The organism is Rhodopseudomonas palustris (assembly GCF_007005445.1).
Lineage (GTDB): Bacteria > Pseudomonadota > Alphaproteobacteria > Rhizobiales > Xanthobacteraceae > Rhodopseudomonas > Rhodopseudomonas palustris_G.
Genome location: NZ_CP041387.1, coordinates 843969 through 862518, shown reverse-complemented (window position 1 = coordinate 862518; position 18550 = coordinate 843969). Strand labels below are relative to the sequence as shown.

The 18550-nt window shown below is 66.4% G+C and carries 18 protein-coding genes; 11 read left to right on the top strand and 7 right to left on the bottom strand.

Features of this window, described 5'->3' with window-relative positions; all coding sequences use genetic code 11:
• The first annotated feature begins 141 nt into the window (after positions 1-141).
• The 3 genes from FLL57_RS03955 (at position 142) to mdlC (ending at position 3978) form a co-directional block, all read left to right on the top strand.
• Positions 142-1236 (top strand): CaiB/BaiF CoA transferase family protein, encoded by a 1095-nt coding sequence (locus tag FLL57_RS03955; RefSeq protein WP_047309042.1) that lies wholly within the window; start codon positions 142-144, stop codon positions 1234-1236.
• A gap of 24 nt (positions 1237-1260) precedes the next feature.
• Positions 1261-2118 carry an FAS1-like dehydratase domain-containing protein gene (locus FLL57_RS03950; protein ID WP_047309041.1) on the top strand — a complete coding sequence of 286 codons (858 nt, stop codon included), beginning with the start codon at positions 1261-1263 and terminating at the stop codon, positions 2116-2118.
• Between the two features lie 240 nt (positions 2119-2358).
• Entirely contained in the window at positions 2359-3978 is a 1620-nt protein-coding gene (gene mdlC, locus FLL57_RS03945; protein WP_047307901.1) for a benzoylformate decarboxylase, read from the top strand.
• A gap of 10 nt (positions 3979-3988) precedes the next feature.
• On the opposite strand, the gene FLL57_RS03940 is transcribed toward mdlC, so the two are convergent.
• The 3 genes from FLL57_RS03940 to grxD are packed head-to-tail and all read right to left on the bottom strand — an operon-like array spanning position 3989 to position 6194.
• Positions 3989-5269, bottom strand: a complete 1281-nt coding sequence (locus tag FLL57_RS03940) for a serine hydrolase domain-containing protein (protein WP_047307900.1) — start codon at positions 5267-5269, stop codon at positions 3989-3991.
• Between the two features lie 59 nt (positions 5270-5328).
• On the bottom strand, positions 5329-5871 hold the full coding sequence (locus tag FLL57_RS03935; RefSeq protein ID WP_047307902.1) for an O-acetyl-ADP-ribose deacetylase: 543 nt from the start codon (positions 5869-5871) through the stop codon (positions 5329-5331).
• Positions 5868-6194, bottom strand: coding sequence for a Grx4 family monothiol glutaredoxin (gene grxD / locus FLL57_RS03930; RefSeq protein WP_041807452.1), 327 nt, complete (start codon positions 6192-6194; stop codon positions 5868-5870). Before grxD ends, FLL57_RS03935 begins: the two co-directional genes overlap by 4 nt.
• A 282-nt stretch (positions 6195-6476) precedes the next feature.
• Here grxD and egtB point away from each other — a divergent pair, with 282 nt between their 5' ends.
• Both egtB and egtD read left to right on the top strand, forming a co-directional pair.
• Positions 6477-7736, top strand: coding sequence for an ergothioneine biosynthesis protein EgtB (egtB, locus tag FLL57_RS03925; RefSeq protein WP_142882200.1), 1260 nt, complete (start codon positions 6477-6479; stop codon positions 7734-7736).
• Positions 7737-7781: 45 nt separating this feature from the next.
• Positions 7782-8750 (top strand): L-histidine N(alpha)-methyltransferase, encoded by a 969-nt coding sequence (egtD, locus tag FLL57_RS03920; RefSeq protein WP_142882199.1) that lies wholly within the window; start codon positions 7782-7784, stop codon positions 8748-8750.
• A gap of 33 nt (positions 8751-8783) precedes the next feature.
• On the opposite strand, the gene FLL57_RS03915 is transcribed toward egtD, so the two are convergent.
• Positions 8784-9515 carry a hypothetical protein gene (locus FLL57_RS03915; RefSeq protein ID WP_142882198.1) on the bottom strand — a complete coding sequence of 244 codons (732 nt, stop codon included), beginning with the start codon at positions 9513-9515 and terminating at the stop codon, positions 8784-8786.
• Positions 9516-9649: 134 nt separating this feature from the next.
• Positions 9650-9883: a BolA family protein gene (locus FLL57_RS03910; protein WP_013503589.1), complete on the bottom strand. Its 234-nt coding sequence runs from the start codon at positions 9881-9883 to the stop codon at positions 9650-9652.
• Positions 9884-10048: 165 nt separating this feature from the next.
• On the opposite strand from FLL57_RS03910, the gene FLL57_RS03905 reads away from it, so the two are divergent.
• Both FLL57_RS03905 and FLL57_RS03900 read left to right on the top strand, forming a co-directional pair.
• Positions 10049-10411 (top strand): DUF427 domain-containing protein, encoded by a 363-nt coding sequence (locus tag FLL57_RS03905; RefSeq protein WP_142882197.1) that lies wholly within the window; start codon positions 10049-10051, stop codon positions 10409-10411.
• A 74-nt stretch (positions 10412-10485) separates the two neighbouring features.
• Positions 10486-11667: an acyltransferase family protein gene (locus FLL57_RS03900; RefSeq protein ID WP_142882196.1), complete on the top strand. Its 1182-nt coding sequence runs from the start codon at positions 10486-10488 to the stop codon at positions 11665-11667.
• 247 nt (positions 11668-11914) lie between these two features.
• On the opposite strand, the gene purL is transcribed toward FLL57_RS03900, so the two are convergent.
• Both purL and FLL57_RS03885 read right to left on the bottom strand, forming a co-directional pair.
• The gene (gene purL, locus FLL57_RS03895; RefSeq protein WP_142882195.1) at positions 11915-14125 is read right to left on the bottom strand and encodes a phosphoribosylformylglycinamidine synthase subunit PurL; all 2211 of its coding nucleotides are present in this window, start codon (positions 14123-14125) and stop codon (positions 11915-11917) included.
• Positions 14126-14411: 286 nt separating this feature from the next.
• Positions 14412-15776 carry a TrpB-like pyridoxal phosphate-dependent enzyme gene (locus FLL57_RS03885; RefSeq protein ID WP_142882193.1) on the bottom strand — a complete coding sequence of 455 codons (1365 nt, stop codon included), beginning with the start codon at positions 15774-15776 and terminating at the stop codon, positions 14412-14414.
• A gap of 156 nt (positions 15777-15932) precedes the next feature.
• On the opposite strand from FLL57_RS03885, the gene FLL57_RS03880 reads away from it, so the two are divergent.
• The 4 genes from FLL57_RS03880 (at position 15933) to FLL57_RS03865 (ending at position 18522) form a co-directional block, all read left to right on the top strand.
• Positions 15933-16421 (top strand): PaaI family thioesterase, encoded by a 489-nt coding sequence (locus tag FLL57_RS03880; RefSeq protein WP_142882192.1) that lies wholly within the window; start codon positions 15933-15935, stop codon positions 16419-16421.
• An 81-nt stretch (positions 16422-16502) separates the two neighbouring features.
• A complete protein-coding gene (murI, locus tag FLL57_RS03875; RefSeq protein WP_142882191.1) occupies positions 16503-17297 on the top strand; it encodes a glutamate racemase in 795 nt (264 codons plus the stop codon).
• A gap of 53 nt (positions 17298-17350) precedes the next feature.
• Positions 17351-17746, top strand: coding sequence for a cupin domain-containing protein (locus FLL57_RS03870; protein WP_047308311.1), 396 nt, complete (start codon positions 17351-17353; stop codon positions 17744-17746).
• Positions 17746-18522: an acyltransferase gene (locus FLL57_RS03865; RefSeq protein WP_142882190.1), complete on the top strand. Its 777-nt coding sequence runs from the start codon at positions 17746-17748 to the stop codon at positions 18520-18522. The genes FLL57_RS03870 and FLL57_RS03865 overlap by 1 nt, the downstream gene beginning before the upstream one ends.
• Positions 18523-18550: the final 28 nt, after the last annotated feature.

The window sequence follows — 18550 nt, the reverse complement described above, 5'->3', positions numbered from 1 at the left end:
CGTGCGCCCGCCGCCGGACAACACGCTTGTCATTCCGGGGCGCGCGGAACGCGCGAACCCGGAATCTGACACGCAGATAACATCTGGATTCCGGGTTCGCCGCTGCGCGGCGCCCCGGAATGACCACTGTGGGGACTATTGATGCTTCCGCTCGAAGGACTGACCGTCATCGCCGTCGAACAGGCGGTCGCGGCGCCGTATTGCAGCTCGCGGCTGGCCGATGCCGGCGCCCATGTCATCAAGATCGAACGCCCCGAGGGCGACTTCGCCCGCGGCTACGATCACGCCGCCAAGGGCCAGAGCAGCTACTTCGTCTGGCTCAACCGCGGCAAGGAATCCGCGGTGGTCGACCTCGCCACCAAGGAGGGCCGCGCCGAGCTGGAAAAGCTGATCGCCTCGGCCGACGTGCTGCTGCAGAATCTGAAGCCCGGCTCGATGGACAAGCTCGGCTTCGCCCGCGAGCGGCTGCGCAAGGACTATCCGAAGCTGATCATCTGCACGATCTCCGGCTACGGCGATGACGGCCCCTACGCTCATCGCAAGGCCTATGATCTGCTGATCCAGGCCGAGAGCGGTCTCGCCTCGATCACCGGCGGCCCGGAAAGCGCCTCGCGTGTCGGCATGTCGATCGTCGACGTCGCCACCGGCGCAACGGCGCACGCGGCAATCCTCGAGGCCTTGATCGGCCGCGGCCGCACCGGCCAGGGTGCCGACATCCGGATCTCGATGTTCGACGTGATGGCCGACTGGCTGACCGTGCCGCTGCTCAACGCCGAGGCCGGCAATCCGCCGAAGCGGCTCGGCCTCGCTCATCCGTCGATCGCGCCCTACGGCGTGTTCACCTCGAAAGACGGCAAGGATATCCTGATCTCGATCCAGAGCGAGCGCGAGTGGAAGAAGCTGTGCTCGGACGTGCTGCGCCAGCCGGACCTCGCGACCGATCCGCGGCTGTGCAGCGGCGTCGAGCGGGTGAAGAACCGCGCCTACACCGACAAGATCGTCGCCGACATCTTCGGTTCGCTGACCCGCGACGATCTGCTCGAACATCTGGCCGCAGCCGACATCGCATTCGCCGAAGTCAACACCATGGAAGACCTGTCGCACCATCCGCATCTGCGCCGGATCGAGGTCGACACCCCGAACGGCAAGGTGACCTATCCGGCGCCGGCCGCGATCGTGGTCGGCGAGGACCGGCACTACGGCGCCGTGCCGGGCATCGGCGACAAGCGCAAGTAAGCGGGCAAGTAAGCGAGGACCAGCATGACCGACGCGCTCGATATCGATCATCTGCGGCAGTGGATCGGCCGCAGCGAACAGGCCACCGACTTGGTCACGCCGCAACTCGTCAAGGGCCTGCGCGCGACGCTGTTCCTCGACATCGGCAAGCCACAGGCCGGCGACGCCGCGCCGTTCACCGTGCATTGGTGCCTCGGCCAGCCGGTGTACCCGATGGATCAGCTCGGCCCCGACGGCCATCCGACCCGCGGCGGCTTCCTGCCGCCGGTGCCGCTGCCGCGCCGGATGTGGGCGGGCGGCGAACTGCAGTTCGTCGACGCGCTCAAGGTCGGCGACGAAGTGACCCGGACCTCGACGATCGGCGACGTGACGATCAAGCAGGGCTCGACCGGCACGCTGTGCTTCGTCACCGTCAATCATGAGATCACCACGCCCCGCGGCGTTGCGATCCGCGACCGCCAGGACATCGTCTATCGCGACGTGCCGCCGCCGTCCGCCGCTCCGGCAGCGCCGGCCAAGCCTGCGGCTGCGCCGCCGGCCGCCAAGCATCGCGAGAGCCATCTCGCCGATCCGGTGCTGCTGTTCCGCTATTCGGCGCTGACCTTCAACGGCCACCGCATCCACTACGACCGCGACTATGTCACCAAGGTCGAGGGCTATCCCGGCCTGATCGTGCACGGCCCGATGCAGGCCGCGCTGCTGGTCGAATTCGCCGCCAAGCTCAAGGGCAGTGCGCCGAAGACGTTCAGCTATCGCGGCGTCCAGCCGCTGTTCGACGGCGCCGACTTCAGCGTCAACGCCAACGAGACCGCAACCGGCCTCGAGCTGTGGACCGCCAACGCCGACGGCGTGCCGACCATGAAGGCCACGGCGAGCTGGTAGCTCTTGCAACATGCACGTCATTCCGGGGCGCTCACGAAAGTGAGCGAACCCGGAATCTCGAGCTGTTCTGCGACTCCGACGTTTCCCCAATTTCGGGATTCCGGGTTCGCGCGCGAAGGGCGCGCGCCCCGGAATGACCGGCAGACATAAGGACCGCGGGGACATATTGACTCCCCTCCTCTCCTCCTGATTGATCGACGGCAAGCAACAAGCACGGTGCCTTGCGCCGGAGGAACCGCCTTGCCGAAGAAGCCGAAGTCGCACGCGGCGACCACCGTCAAATCCGCCACCCTCGATCTGCTCCGCGCCTTCAGGATCGATCGGGTATTCGGCAATCCCGGCTCGACCGAGCTGCCGTTCCTCAGCGACTGGCCGGACGACATCGACTACGTGCTGGCGCTGCAGGAGGCCTCGGCAGTGGCGATGGCGGACGGCTATGCGCAGGCGACGCGCAACGCCGGCTTCGTCAATCTGCATTCGGCGGCCGGCGTCGGCAACGCGCTTGGCAACATCTACACCGCGTTCAAGAACCAGACGCCGCTGGTGATCACCGCCGGGCAGCAGGCGCGTAGTCTTCTGCCCTTGCAGGCCTTCCTCGGCGCCGAGCGCGCGAGCGAATTTCCGCGGCCTTATGTGAAATACAGCGTCGAGCCGGCGCGCGCCGAAGACGTGCCCACCGCGATCGCCCGGGCCTACTATGTGGCGATGCAGCCGCCATGCGGCCCGACCTTCGTGTCGGTGCCGATCGACGATTGGGCGCGGCCTGCGGCGCCGGTGCCGCCGCGCACGATAACGCGCGAGCTCGGGCCGGATCGTGCGACGATGCAGGTGCTGGCCGATACGCTCGCCGAAGCCAAGAAGCCGGCGCTGGTGGTCGGCCCCGCTGTCGATCGTGCCGCGGCGGTCGGGCTGATGGTGCAACTCGCCGAGCGCGCGCGAGCGCCGGTGTGGGTGTCGCCGTTCTCCGCCCGTTGCAGCTTCCCCGAACGGCATCCGCTGTTCGCCGGATTCCTGCACGCGTCTCCCGGACAACTGTCCGAAGCGCTCGACGCTTACGACGTCGTGGTGGTGATCGGCGCGCCCGTGTTCACCTTCCATGTCGAAGGCCACGCCGCGATCTTCGACGGCGCCTCGAAATTGTTCCAGATCACCGACGATGCCGAAGCCGCATCGGTGACGCCGCTCGGCACCAGCATCATCGCCACGATGACTCCTGCCCTCACGATGCTGCTGGAGCTGCTGCCGGAAGCCAAGCGCGCCGCACCGCCGGCTCGCGCCGTGCCGCCGGCGCCGCAGCCGGCCGAGCCGATGCCGGCGGAGGTTCTGCTGCACACCCTGCGTGCGGCGATGCCGGAGAGCGCCATGCTGGTCGAAGAAGCGCCATCGCATCGACCGGCGATGCAGAAGTACATGCCGATGCCCGGCCAGGACAGTTTCGCCACGATGGCGAGCGGCGGACTCGGCTGGTCGCTGCCGGCCTCGGTCGGCTTCGCGCTGGCGCATCCGACCCGCCGCACCGTCTGCCTGATCGGCGACGGCTCGGCGATGTATTCGATCCAGGCGCTGTGGACGGCGGCGCAGCGCAAGCTGCCGCTGACGGTGGTGGTGCTGAACAACGGCGGCTACGGCGCGATGCGCTCGTTCAGCCAGGTGATGCAGGTGCGAAACGTGCCCGGACTGGAGCTGCCCGGGATCGACTTCACCGCTCTGGCGCAATCGCTCGGCTGCGATGCGGTGCGGGTGACGCGCAGCGCCGAGCTGGCTCCGGCGCTGACGCGCGCCCTTGCATGGGACGGCGTCAGCGTGGTCGAGGCGATGCTCGATAGTTCGGTGCCGATGCTCTACGCGCGCAACGGCTGACGTCGCATCATCAATTATCCAGCGCCTCGTACACCAGCTTCTTCAGCTCGCGCTGGATCGGCTGGCGGTGCGAAGGGGTCTGCTCCATCAGCACGAAGAACATGTCGAGCTTCGGATCGATCACGAAGTAGCAGCCCGACGCGCCGTCCCACTTCAATTCGCCGAGCGAGCCGGGCGGCGGCGGCTTGGCGTGGCCGGCGTCGGTGCGGACGCCGAGGCCGTAACCGTAGCCGAAGCCGTCACCCGGGAAATAGAAGTAGTCGCGCTCGATCCCGGAGTTCGGACCGATCTGATCGGTCGTCATGTCCTTGAACACGGCTTCGCTGAGATAACGCTTGCCGTCGAGTTCGCCCTTGTTGTGCAGCATGCGGACGAAGCGGATCACGTCGGGCGGCGTCGAGGTCAGGCCACCGCCGCCGGATTCCCACTTCTTGACGATGTCCGGCCGGCTCGGCCGCCCGACCCGGAAATCGGCGTCGTTCGGCATCGGCTGCGCCATACGCGCCTTCTGTTCATCGGTCGTCAGATAATAGCGGGTGTCCTTCATCCCGAGCGGATCGAACAGCCGCTCCTTCTGGTATTCGTAGAACGACTTGCCGGAGGCGACTTCGATCACCCGGCCCAGCACCTCGTAGGAATTGCCGTAGTCCCACAGCGTGCCGGGCTGCTCCTGCAGCGGCAGCTTGGCGATCCGCTCGGCGAATTCGGCATTGCTCGGATCGTTATCGTAGATCTTGGCCGCCGCGATGGTCTTGCGCACCAGGCTGTCGCCATAGAAGCCGTAGGTGATGCCGGAGGTGTGCAGCAACAGATCGCTGATCAGGACCGGACGCTTCGGCGCGACGAAATCGAGATACTTCTCGCCGTCCTCGCGCTTCTTCTCGACACCGACCTTGGTGTCGGCGAACGCCGGGATGTATTTCGACACCGGATCGTCGAGCTTGATCTTGCCGTCGTCGACCAGCGTCATCACCGCGAACGCCGTGAACGGCTTGGTCAGCGACGCCAGCCGGAAGATGGTGTCGTCGGTCATCGGCTGCTTGGTGGCGACGTCGCGGACACCGAAGTACTTGTGATAGACCGGCTTGCCGTGGCGCTCGATATACACGATCGCGCCGGGGATCTTGCCCTCGGCGATGATCTTGTTGAAGAACTCGTCGATCCGTTCGAGCTTCTTGTCGGAGAACTGCACGCTCGGCGGCAGGTCGAAGGTGGTCTCGGCGATCGCCGGGCTCGCGGCCGTTACGGCCAGCGCTCCTGCCATCAACCATCGCGCAGCGCGACGCAGCATTCTCGTATCCTCCTGAGTTCTTCTTCGTGGATGTGATGGTAGCGGCGCGTGGAGCGGTTTCAAGGGGCCGCATCCGTAAGCGCCGCGCGATGCAACTCGGCACTCGCCGGCGAGAAGCAACAGAACACCGCTCGCGTGACCGAAGTGGTGGCGCGCAGCGCATCGAGGGTGATCCGGACAGCGATCGGCGCCGCGCGCTCGGGCGGGAAACCGTAAACGCCGGTGGAAATCGCCGAGAACGCGATCGAGCTCAGCGCATGATCGTTCGCGAGCTGCAGGGCGCGGGCGTAGCAGGAGGCAAGCGCGGCGTCCTCGCCATGGCGGCCGCCGTGCCAGATCGGGCCGACGACGTGGATCACATGGCGCGCCGGCAACCGGTAACCGCGGGTGATCCTGGCATCGCCGGTGTCGCAGCCGCCGAGCGTTTCACATTCGGCGAGCAGTTCGGGACCGGCCGCGCGATGGATCGCACCGTCGACACCGCCGCCGCCGAGCAGGGAGGCGTTGGCGGCGTTGACGATCGCGTCGACGGCGAGCGTGGTGATGTCGGCGACGACGACCTCACAGGTCGCCGTGCCGATCTGGCGGACGAAGGGGCTCAGGCGGCGGCCTTGATGCCCTTGTCGGTGAACAGCTTCTGCAGTTCGCCGGCCTGGAACATCTCGCGCACGATGTCGCAGCCGCCGACGAACTCGCCCTTCACGTAAAGCTGCGGAATGGTCGGCCAGTTCGAGTACTGCTTGATGCCGTCGCGCAGCTCGGCGTTTTCGAGCACGTTGTGGCCCTTGTACGGAATGCCGATGTGATCGAGGATCTGCACCACCTGACCCGAGAAGCCACACTGCGGAAACTGCGGCGTGCCCTTCATGAACAGGACGACGTCGTTGGCCTTCACTTCGTTGTCGATGAATTGCTCGATGCTCATGGCGAATCCTTTTGCGGCGCGGCCGGCTGACCACCAGCGGCCGGGTCGAACGGTCATATATGTATCCTGAAACCGGCGAATAGCCCAAGTCAAAACCGATTGAGCCCGGCTGTCGCCTTGACTTCGCTACCGTTTTTCAAGCGGTCGATGCCCGGCGAAGACCGCCTGTCCCACGCCGGCTATTTCCTCGCCGGTACGCCGCCGACCTTACATCCGGCCTGCCAGAGCCTATGTGTCGTCTGGAACTCATTCCCAACAGCAGCGTTTTCCACCAAACCGGAGATGCTCGTGACGATTTCATCCTCCGCTGCAAGCTCGGCAGCCGATTCTTCCCCATCGTCCGTCTCCGCCCGTGATCTGGCCGACCGGCTATCCACCGCCTATCGCACCGTGCGCGACGAGACCGAGCGGCGCGCGGCGCCGCTGTCGCCGGAAGATCAGGTGGTGCAGTCGATGCCGGACGCCAGCCCGGCAAAATGGCACCGCGCCCATACCACTTGGTTCTTCGAGCAGTTCCTGCTCGGCCCGCATTGTCCGGGCTATCAGGTGTTCCACCCCGACTACGCCTTCCTGTTCAACTCCTATTACGTCTCGGCCGGGCCCCGGCATACCCGCGCGGCGCGCGGCCTCCTCACCCGCCCCGGCGTCGCCGAGGTCGCGGCCTATCGCCGCCACGTCGATGAGGCGATGCTGAACTGGTTCGCGACCGCCGACGCTGCGAAACTCGAACAGATCGCGCCGCTGATCGAGGTCGGGCTCAATCACGAGCAGCAGCATCAGGAATTGCTGCTGACCGACATCCTCCATGCCTTTGCGCAGAACCCGATCCCGCCGGCTTACGATCCGGCCTGGCGACTGCCGGCGACCGCGCGCGACGGTGACGATTGGGTCGCGTTGCCGGAGGGTATCCACCCGATCGGCCATGCCGGCGACAGCTTCCATTTCGACAACGAAAAGCCGGTGCACCGCGCGCTGGTCGGGCCGGTCAAACTGGCGCGGCACCTCGTCACCAATGCCGAGTGGCTGGCGTTCATGGCCGACGGTGGCTATCGCACCGCCACGCTGTGGCTGATGGACGGTTTTGCCTGCGCCGAGCGCGAGGGCTGGGAAGCACCCGGCCACTGGCGGCAGGTCGACGGCGAATGGAAGATCATGACGCTCGGCGGCCTGCAGGCCATCGATCCCGACGCCCCGGTCTGCCACATCAGCTACTACGAGGCCGACGCCTTCGCGCGCTGGGCCGGCAAGCATCTGCCGACAGAGATGGAGTGGGAAGTCGCGGCGCGCGCCGGGCATCTTCCGGATGCGTTCGGCACCGTCTGGCAATGGACTCGCAGCGCCTATGCACCCTACCCGGGCTACAAGGCGATCGAAGGCGCGCTCGGCGAATACAACGGCAAGTTCATGGTCAATCAGCTCGTGCTGCGCGGCTCGTCCTGCGCGACGCCCGAAGGCCACAGCCGCGTCAGTTATCGCAATTTCTTCTATCCGCATCACCGCTGGCAGTTCACCGGCCTGCGGCTCGCCGACTATGGCGCCTGATTTGAAGATCTCAATGCGCCACGCGCGCAGCCTGGAGGATCGCCCATGAACGTGCACGTCGCCGTGCAGACGCAAGCGCATCGGCTCGATTCCAACACGGCTGCGTTTGCGCGCGATGTACTGGATGGGCTGACGCGGCCGCAGAAGGAATTGTCGCCGAAGTACTTCTACGACGACACGGGCTCCGAACTGTTCGTCGAGATCACCCGCCTGCCGGAATACTATCCGACCCGTACCGAGCTCGGCATTCTGCAGGGCCGCGCGGGCGAGATCGCGTCCCTGATTCCGCCGGACGCGGCGATCGTCGAGTTCGGCGCCGGCGCCACCACCAAGATCCGCCTGCTCCTCGCCGCGCATCAGGTCGCGGCCTATGTGCCGGTCGATATCTCGGGCGACTTCATCATCACCCAGGCCGAAGCGCTGCAGCGCGATTTCCCGCAGCTCGCGGTGCATCCGCTCGCCGCCGATTTCACCAAGCCGTTCGCGCTGCCGCCCGCGGTCCGCGACCTGCCGAAGGTCGGGTTCTTTCCCGGCTCGACGATCGGCAACTTTGAGCCGCAAGAGGCGCGGCGCTTCCTGGAGAGCGCCCGCGACATTCTCGGCCGCGGCGCCCGGATGATCATCGGCGTCGATCTGGAAAAGGACGAACGCGTCCTGGTGCCGGCCTATGACGATGCCGCCGGCGTGACCGCCAAATTCAACCTCAACCTGCTGATCCGCATCAACCGCGAACTCGGCGCGAATTTCGATCTGTCCGCGTTCGCGCATCGGGCGATCTACAATCGCGATCAGCACCGCATCGAGATGCATCTGGTCAGCCTGCGCGACCAGACCGTGAATCTGTTCGGCGAGCGAATCGGCTTCCGCGCCGGCGAGACCATCCACACCGAGAACAGCTACAAATACAGCCTGGAGCGGTTTGGCGCGCTGGCGCAGCAGGCCGGCTGGACTCCGGCGCAGTGCTGGACCGATGCGGACGCGATGTTCTCGGTGCACGCGCTCGAAGCGAACTGAGACAGCCGCCGCGTCCCGCCTGTCATCGCCGAACTAAGCCGCTGCTTCCTCTGCGGCGGCGACCCGCGCCGCGCGCCGGCCGCGCGCTTCGGCGGCGCATTTGGCGACGTGGACTTCGCGATTGATCACCTGCAGGTTCGGCAGCCCCCAATAGCCCAGCAGCTCCGGCCATGCGCGGTCGCGGTGCCGTTGCCAGACCTGAAACAGCGGCACGAGGTGATCGACTTCAGAACTCCGCAGCAGCCTTCGGTTGGTCTCGCGGCAGCGGCGGCCCTGCAGGCGCCGCAGCAGCTTGGTCTGGCCGCTCGGGGCATTCCAGAACTGCCAGGCGGTGACGCAGGCGCTGTGCCAGGTGGCGTTGGTGTTGATGCCGGCGTCCCATAGATCGGCGTGCCAGCCGAGCCGATAAACCGGCTGGCCGCAGACGCAGCAGAAGCCGGGGCCGCGCTGGTACGCTGTCTCCCGATACGGCGCAGGCGGAATTCGAAACGTCACCGGCAGGCCGGCTTCGGCGTCGTCGCCGATCTGCCATCGCCAGCCCTCGGGAGCACCGCTGCGGGCAGCCAGCACACGCGCCAGCCGCTCGGCGCGCAGCGGATGGGCGCGCCAGTACGAATCGACCGCGACCCGCAGGGTCGAAGGCACATAGGCGCGGGCTTTGGCATGGACCAGCACGGCCTGCGGGAACGCATCCGGCAGGCGCGTGGTCAGCCGCGCGAGCGCCAGAGCGTTGGCCTTCGCCTTGTCTTCCCGCCAGTTCGACATGTGCCCACCCACCGAGACGGTGCCGCGCGGCTGTAAAGCCTTCGTTAACGTCGACGCACCGGGGCCATGTCAGCCGGGCAACCGACCGAGGCCCTGCCTCCGTTCAAAGGCGAAGTTGGGGAGATGTCGGCAGACTATTCCGGCACGCCGGTCTGCAGCGCGAGCGCGTGCAGCACGCCGCCCATCTGCCCCTGCAGCGACTGATAGACGATCTGGTGCTGCTGGACCCGCGACTTGCCCCGGAACGACTCCGAAATCACGGTCGCGGCGTAGTGGTCGCCGTCGCCGGCGAGGTCGCGAATCGTCACCTCCGCGTCGGGAATCGCGGCCTTGATCATGGCCTCGATGTCGCGGGCATCCATCGGCATTCGGTCATCCTCCAGATCGTCGCGGGCCGCCTGCGCGGGGCGCGCGGTGGCAATCCTGAACCGACATCCTATATCGCAGTGCGCGCCTTTCAAAGCCACACGCCGAACACATCTCGGCAACGGTGACTGTGACGCAGGCCCAATTCACGCCCCTGAGGTCCGCCTATGAAGCTCCCCGGCCCCGATCATCCGATCACGATCACGGCAAATCCGAACGGAGTCCGGATCAGCGCGGACGGCAGGGTGATCGCCGAGACCCGCCGTGCGCTGACGTTGCAGGAGGCGAGCTATCCGCCGGTGCAGTACATTCCACGGGATGACGTGGATATGAGCCTGCTCGAAAGGACGGCACGTGTCACCCATTGCCCGTACAAGGGCGACGCCGGTTATTTCAGCATCGTTGCCGGCGGCGAGCCGCAGCCCAACGCGGTGTGGAGCTACGAGCAGCCGTTTCCGGCGATGGCGGAGATCGCAGGCTATCTGGCGTTTTATCCGCAAAAGGTTCAATTCGAAGAATTCAAACCCTAGCAATTCGCCGAAGAGGCGATTCAGCTATTGCGCAGTATCGTAATTCACCGGCGGCATCGCGCGGGGCTCTTGTCGTGACTGTAACCTATCCCACCACCGGCGGCATGACCGCGCACGCAGCTTCGCATGTGCGCGACCTGTCGCTCGACCGGACCCGCACCTTCCTCACCATCCTGGTGCTGATCCACCATTCGGTGATCCCCTACACCTATTTCGGTCATACCGATCCCGCGTCCTGGATCGGCTTCGACTGCGTGGTGCTCGCCACCGACAGTTTCTTCATGGCGATGTTCTTCATGCTGTCGGGGCTGTTCTTGTGGCCGAGCCTCGACCACCGGCCGAAATTCGGTTCGCTGGCGCGCGACCGGCTGATCCGGCTCGGCATTCCGTTCGTGATCGCAGCCTTCACCGTGATCCCGATCGCCTACTACGCACTGGCGCTGCGCGCCGACCCGACCGAGACCTTCGCCAAGTTCTACGAGAACATGATCACGGTCGGTCCGTGGCCGAGCGGGCCGTTGTGGTTTCTGTGGGTGCTGTTCATCTTCAGCGTGATCGGCGGCGCGCTGTACCGGATTTCGCGGCACACGCTCGACCCGATCAATCATCTGGCCAAGCTCGGCTACAAATCGCCGGCACTGTTCATCGGCGCGGTGTTCGTGGTCACAGCAATTCTCTACGTGCCGTCGCGGCTGTACTACACCTCGACCTATTGGTTCGAATGGGGTCCGTTCGCGGTGCAGGCCAGCCGGGTGCTGCTGTACACCGCCTACTTCTTCATCGGTGCCGGCATCGGCGCCTGCCATCCCGAGCAGAGCGTGCTCGGCGCCGGCGGCAAGCTGGCGCAGCAATGGTGGATCTGGCTGCTGGTCGCGCTGGTGCCGTATCTCGGGATGTGGGGCCTGATCGGCATCAAGCGCGGCATCCTCGACAATCCCGACGATCTGCCGATGTGGTACGAGGCGAGCTACAGCATCGCGCTCACCGCGTTCAGCGCCGCGATCATCTTTGCGATCCTGGCCGTGTTCCTGCGCTTCCGCCGCGGCGGCTGGAGCCTGCTCGATCCCTTGCAGCACGACGCCTACGGCATCTTCCTGGTGCACTACGCCTACATGCTGTGGCTGCAATACTGGCTGCACGACTACGACCTGCCGGCGATCGTCAAAGCCGGCATCGTCTTTACCCTCGGCCTGCTGCTGAGCTGGGCGACGACCTATCTGCTGAGGAAGATCCCAAGCGCGTACAGGGTGTTGTGAGGCCTCTCTTCCGTCATTCCGGGGCGCGCGCAGCGCGAACCCGGAATCTATAACCACCGAATCTGTTGCTGGCGCACGGCGTCACCCGCCGTGCTCATCCGCGAGCACAGGGGTTAGGGATTCCGGGCCTGCGCTGCTACGCAGCGCATCCCGGACTGACGATGGATAGGTGATCGGACGCGGCTGAGATTCCGGCTTCGCTCGCTGCGCGAGCGCCCCGGAATGACGCTGGAGAGACCTAAGGCGACTACGCCTTCCCCGCCATATAGTCCGGCAGCCAGTGCTCGTGGGCATGACGCAGCGCCTTGATGTCGACGGTGCGTTCGCCTTCGATCTTCAGCGCGTGACCACCGGTGACGCCGATCTGGACACAGGGCACCCCGATCGTCTTCAGCTTGGTCTTCACCGCGAGCAGATCGGCTTCCTTCACCGTGACCACGTAGCGGGCCTGATCCTCGCCGAACCACCAGGCGTGCGACACGATCTCGGCCGGCGGCGCGTCGAGCGTGGCGCCGATATTGCCGCTGATCGCCATTTCGGCGAGCGCGACCAGCAGGCCGCCGTCGGACAGGTCGTGCACGGCGGTCGCAGTGCCGGCCTTGATCATGCCGCGGACGACGTCGCCGTGGCGCTTTTCGGCCGTGAGATCGACCGGCGGCGGAGCGCCCTCTTCGCGGCCGCAGATCTCGCGCAAATACACCGACTGGCCGAGCCAGCCCTTGGTTTCGCCGATCAGCAGGATCGCTTCGCCCTCGGCTTTGAACGCCAGCGTCGCAGATTTGGTGAAGTCGTCGAGCACGCCGACGCCGCCGATCGACGGGGTCGGCAGGATGCCGCGGCCACTGGTCTCGTTGTAGAGCGAGACGTTGCCGGAGACGATCGGCGAGTCGAGCGCGATGCAGGCTTCTGAAATGCCCTTCAGGCAGCCGACCAGTTGGCCCATGATCTCGGGCCGCTCCGGATTGCCGAAGTTCAGGTTGTCGGTGATCGCCAACGGCTTGCCGCCGACCGCCGTGATGTTGCGATAGGCTTCGGCCACCGCCTGCTTGCCGCCCTGATACGGATCGGCCTCGCAGTAACGCGGCGTGACGTCGACAGTGAGCGCCAGCCCCTTCGGGCCGTCCTCGATCCGGACCACCGCGGCGTCGCCGCCGGGGCGCTGCACGGTGTTGCCGCCGATGACGTGGTCGTACTGCTCCCACACCCAGCGCTTGGAGCACAGGTCCGGCGTCGCCAGCAGCTTCTCCAGCGCCTCGGCCGCGCCCATCGGCGCGTTGATATCGCGGGCGTGGATCACCGGCAGCTTCGGCGATTCCACCCACGGGCGATCGTAGAGCGGCGCCTCGTCGCCGAGTTCCTTGATCGGCAGATCAGCCTTCACCTGCCCGCCATGCTTGACCACGAACCGCTTGGTCGGCGTGGTGTAGCCGACGATCGCGAAGTCGAGACCCCACTTCTTGAAGATCTCCTCGGCTTCCTTTTCCTTCTCCGGCTTCAGCACCATGAGCATGCGCTCCTGGCTTTCGGAGAGCATCATCTCGTAGGCGGTCATGCCGGTCTCGCGGGTCGGCACCGCATCGAGATCGAGTTCGACACCGAGGTCGCCCTTGGCGCCCATCTCGACCGCCGAACACGTCAGACCCGCCGCGCCCATGTCCTGGATCGCGATCACGCAGTCCTTGGCCATGATCTCCAGACACGCCTCGAGCAGCAGCTTCTCGGCGAACGGGTCGCCGACCTGCACGGTCGGGCGCTTCTCCTCGGAGCCTTCGCCAAACTCAGCCGACGCCATGGTGGCGCCGCCCATGCCGTCGCGCCCCGTTTTCGAGCCGAGATAGACGATCGGCATGCCGACGCCGCTCGCTGCGGCGAGGAAGATCTTGTCGGCATCCGCAAGGCCGACCGCCATGGCGTTGACCAGGATGTTACCGTCGTAGCGGGTGTGGAACCGGGTCTGGCCGCCGACCGTCGGCACGCCGAACGAATTGCCATAGCCGCCGACGCCGGCGACGACGCCGGACACCAGGTGCCGGGTCTTGGGATGGCTAGGATCGCCGAAGGAGAGCGCGTTGAGGCAGGCGATCGGCCGGGCGCCCATGGTGAAGACGTCGCGCAGGATGCCGCCGACGCCGGTGGTCGCGCCCTGATACGGTTCAATATAGCTCGGGTGGTTGTGGCTCTCCATCTTGAAGACCACCGCCTGATTGTCGCCGATGTCGATCACGCCGGCGTTCTCGCCCGGCCCCTGCAACACCCACGGCGCCTTGGTGGGCAGCCCGCGCAGGTGAATGCGCGAGGATTTGTACGAGCAGTGCTCGTTCCACATCGCCGAGAAGATGCCGAGCTCGGTGAAGGTCGGCTCACGCCCGATCAGATCGAGAATGCGCTGATATTCGTCCGGCTTGAGGCCATGGCTGGCGATCAGTTCCGGGGTGATCTTCGGCTCGGGAGCGGACATAGGGCAGCATTCCTCGGCGCGCCGGAGGGGCCGGCGCGGACCGTTGTTATGTAGAAAGATCGGCCCAAGGGGGAAAGGCTTTTCTACGCCCCTGGGGATGGCGCTCGGCGCCGGCGATCACTGCGAACCCATTGATCTGGCGAAGGTCTTGCCCGATCCGTCATGGCCGGGCTCGCCCCGGCCATCCACGGCCGCGGGCACCGTGCCCGAAAACGTGGATGCCCGGGACAAGCCCGGGCATGACGTCGTTCTTGGATGGGGCGTCCGAGGGGGACGCCCGTGCTGCTCAGGCCGCCACCGCCGGTAGGCCAGCCAGCGCAGTGGCGAGGTCGGCTTCGTCGTAGTCCTGATCGACCAGCTTGCCTTCGAAGTAGTTGATGTAGGCCTGCATGTCGAAATGGCCGTGGCCGGAGAGGTTGAACAGGATCGTTTCCGACTTGCCCTCCTCCTTGCAGCGCAGCGCCTCGTCGATCGCGCAGCGCACCGCATGGGTCGATTCCGGCGCCGGCACGATGCCTTCGGTCCGGGCGAACTGCACGCCGGCTTCGAAGCAGCCGACCTGCTGATAGGCGCGCGCCTCGATCAGGCCGAGCTCGTAGGCGTGCGACACCATCCCGCTCATGCCGTGATAGCGCAGGCCGCCGGCGTGGAAGCCCGGCGGCATGAAGGTCGAGCCGAGCGTGTGCATCTTCACCAGCGGGGTGAGATGCGCGGTGTCGCCGAAATCATACGCGTAGGTACCGCGGGTCAGCGTCGGGCACGCCGCCGGCTCGACCGCGATGATCCGCCGCTTGCGGCCGCCGCGCAGTTGCAGGCCGAGGAACGGGAATGCGAGACCGGCGAAGTTGGAGCCGCCGCCGGCACAGCCGATGATCACGTCGGGATCGTCGCCCGCCATCTCGCACTGTTTGATGGCTTCCTGGCCGATGATGGTCTGGTGCAGCATCACGTGATTGAGCACCGAGCCGAGCGCGTATTTGATGTCCGGATTCTTCGCAGCGACTTCCACCGCTTCGGAGATCGCGATGCCGAGCGAGCCCGGACTGTTCGGATTGGCCGCCAGGATGGCGCGGCCCGACTCGGTCTCGGTCGACGGCGAGGCGATGCAGCGGGCGCCATAGGTCTCCATCAGCGCACGGCGGTACGGCTTCTGATCGAACGACACGCGGACCTGGAAGACCAGGACGTCGAGCCCGAACAGCGAGCCGGCGAACGCCAGCGACGAGCCCCACTGCCCGGCGCCGGTCTCGGTCGACAGCTTCTTGATGCCGGCCTGCTTGTTGTACCAGGCCTGCGGCACTGCGGTGTTCGGCTTGTGCGAGCCGGCCGGCGAAACACCTTCGTACTTGAAGTAGATCTTGGCTGGGGTGCCGAGCGCCTGCTCGAGACGGCGCGCGCGGATCAGCGGCGCCGGACGCCACATCCGGAACACCTCGCGGACCGGCTCGGGGATCTCGATGTAGCGCTCGGTCGCGACCTCCTGGAGAATCAGCTCCATCGGGAACAGCGGCTCCAGATCGCTTGGGCCGACAGGCTGATGCGTGCCCGGGTGCAGCACCGGCGGCATCGGCGTCGGAAAGTCGGCATTAAGATTGTACCAGGACTTCGGGATGCTCTCCTCGTCCAGCACATACTTGATCTGGTCGCTCATTCTGGTCTCCCTCACGCGGCCCGTTTCTTGCGGGCGAGAGGGTATACAGCGCCGATCTGCCTGCCAATTGCGCAGTGTCAATTCAGATTCACCGATTTGCATTGCAGCGCCGCATCGGTTTTATGGACCAAACGATAGACCAAAGGATAACGCCCCGTGCACACCCCCGCCGAACCGACGCGTCCCGGTCGCCCGGACCTTTTCACCGCAACCGAAGGCGAATTTGCCGGCTGGCGAACCTGGACCCGGGACACCTTCGAATCCCACAACGGGCCGTTCTGGCACCGCATCGATGACGACGGCCGCGTGCGCTGCGCCTTCCGGGTCGAGAAGAAGCACCTCAACGGCATGAAGGCGGTGCACGGCGGCTGCCTCATGACCTTCGCCGACTATTGCCTGTTCGCGATCGCGGTCCGCGAGCTGCAGGGCCCGGGCGTGACGGTGGCGTTCGGCGCCGAATTCCTGGATGCGGCATTCGAGGGCGAGCTGATCGAGGCGACCGGCGAAGTCACCCGGGCCGGCAAGTCGCTGATCTTCGTCCGCGGGATTCTGAAGAGCGGCGAGCGGCCGCTGTTCACGTTCTCGGGCACCATCAAGCGGGTCAAGCGCAAGGTACCGCCGACCGAGGTCGCCGACAGCCACTGACGCGCCGGCCTTGCCGCCTCCGCAGGGCTGCGCCGCGCGATCGACAACCGAAAGCTAACCAAGATCGGGTAAGGTCGCGCCGTGACCTCGCTCCCCACAATCCTGGTGTTCGATTCGGGCCTCGGCGGCCTGACCGTGCTGCGCGAAGTGGTCCGCGCCCGACCCGACGCGCACTACGTCTATGTCGGCGACGACGCGTTCTTCCCATACGGCCAGCGCAGCGAAGAGGCGGTTATCGGCCGCGTCGTGCCGCTGATGGGCGAGCTGATCGCCGCCCACGCGCCGGACCTGGTCGTGATCGCCTGCAACACCGCCTCGACCATGACGCTGGCGCCGCTGCGGGCCCGCTACCGGGTGCCGTTCGTCGGGACGGTGCCGGCGATCAAGCCGGCCTGCGCGGGCTCCCGCACCAAGCGGGTCTCGGTGCTCGGCACCAGCGCGACGGTGCGGCTCGAATATACCCGGGCGCTGATCCGCGATTTCGCCCAGGGCTGCGAAGTGTCGCTGGTCGGCTCGATCCGGCTCGCTACGTTGGCGGAGACGGCACTCGGCGGCGGCGAAGTGACCGACGCGGCGATTCGCGCCGAGATCGCGCCGTGTTTCGTCGAAGCCGACGCCAAACGCGGCCGCACCGATGCGGTGGTGCTGGCCTGCACGCATTATCCGCTGCTGCTCGACTGCCTGGTGCGACTCGCGCCCTGGCCGGTCGACTGGATCGATCCGGCGCCCGCGATCGCCCGCCGCGTCGTCACGCTGCTCGGCCCCGCCACCGGCCATGCCCCGACGCCGGGCGCCGAAATGATCTTCACCTCCGGCCGGCACCCCCGGGCGAGCGCGGCGCTGGCGCCCTATTTCGGCGGCCGGATTCCGGCCTGAGCGCTTTTCCGCCTGCCGGGACGCTGCTAGCTTTGCGCCCCGGAGGAGCCCCAATGACAATCAGAATCTCGCGTCACATCCTGGTCGCATGCGCGCTGGTCGCCGCCTGCGGCGCCGCCGTCGCGCAGCAGAGCGGCATCAAGCGCACGCCACTGCAGAAGATCGAATTCCCCGACGGCTATGTCACCGTCAGCGGGCTCGCAGAGCTGCCTCCGGGCGGCAACATCGGCCGCCACACCCATCCCGGCATCGAGACCGGCTATCTGCTCGAAGGCGAAGCGGTGATGAGCATCGACGGCGAACCCGACAAGCACCTCAAGGCCGGCGACTCCTACGTCATTCCGGCCGGCGTGGTGCACGATGCCAAGGTGCACGGCGACAAGGGCGCCAAGGTGATGGCGGTGTGGGTGGTCGACAAGACCAAGCCGCTGGCGACGCCCGCGAAGTAATGCGGGGCAAAACTCGCCGGATCTCGGCACCGCGAAGGTTGATTGCCGATCTGATGCACGCCTCGCAGGGCGTGCCGCTGATCAGCTATCGCCGCACCTTACATCTCGGCCCGCTGGCGCGGGCACGGGCCGCGGCGGCGTCGCCGCCCGGCTTCGCTGCGATCTTCGCCAAGGCGTTCAGCCTGGTGGCCCGCGACGAACCGCTGCTGCGGACGCTGTATATCGACTTTCCCTGGCCGCACTTCTTCGAGCTGCCGAAGAGCGTCGGCATGATCGCGGTCGCCCGCCGCATCGACGGCGAGGACTGCGTGCTGATGCAGAAGGTCACCGCTGCCGACACGCTGCCGCTGCACGAGGTCGACGCGATCATTCGCAGCGCCAGCACCGCACCGATCGAGACCGTGCCGATGTTCCGCAAGCTGCTGCGGATCAGCCGGATGCCATGGCCGCTGCGGCGGATCGCCTGGTGGGCCGGGATGTCGCTCGACCGGCCGCGGGCGAACTTCTTTGGCAGCTTCGGCGTATCCTCGGTGTCGGCCTTCGGTCCGGGCGACCTCTACCCGGTCAGCCCCGGCCCCTATATCCTGAGCTACGGCCGGCTCGCCGACGACGGCCGCCTGGAAGTCATCGTCCGGTTCGACCACCGGGTGATCGACGCCGCCCCGATCGCGCGGCTGACCACCCGGCTGGAACAAGTGCTGAACACCACTATCGCGGCCGAGATCGAGCGCCTGGACCGCCCAGCCCGGGCGCTTCGGGCGGCAGCCGGGCCTTGAAGCCGCAACTCTGTTGACATATGTTAAC